Origin of the sequence: Paraburkholderia sp. J41, assembly GCF_905220235.1 — a bacterium.
Classification (GTDB): Bacteria; Pseudomonadota; Gammaproteobacteria; order Burkholderiales; family Burkholderiaceae; genus Paraburkholderia.
In genome coordinates this window covers 1-386 of record NZ_CAJMZE010000112.1, presented here as the reverse complement: position 1 = coordinate 386, position 386 = coordinate 1, and the positions used below count along the sequence as shown (strand labels likewise).

Here is a 386-nt window from a genome sequence, read left to right as displayed (position 1 = left end):
GGCCGAGACCGCCAGCCGTACCCGCCAGCGTATGCACGCCGTCTGCAATGGGCCTGGGCGCACGGTCATATCGCAGCAAACCCGGTTAGCGTGGTCGATCACCTTTTACCGAAGCAGAACGCGAAGAAGGAACACCAGCCCGCGATGCCCTGGCGTGCCATGCCGGCATTCGTGAAAGCGCAGCTTAACGATATTGAACCCGGCGACAACACGCGCGCCGCGATGCTATTCGCGATTCTGACGGGCGCGCGTAGCGGCGAAGTGCGCGGCGCGACGTGGGGCGAGTTCGACCTCGACGCCGGTATCTGGACCGTACCGGGCGAGCGGATGAAGGCAAAAGAGCCGCACCGCGTCCCGCTCTCGTCGGCGGCGCTCGCGCTCGTCAA

Annotated in this window: 1 protein-coding gene; it reads left to right on the top strand. The window is 65.8% G+C overall.

Annotated features, from left to right (window positions below):
* Nucleotides 1–144 precede the first annotated feature (144 nt).
* The coding region (locus U5805_RS31660) for a tyrosine-type recombinase/integrase (RefSeq protein ID WP_322107410.1) at nt 145–386 on the top strand (242 nt) is incomplete at its 3' end.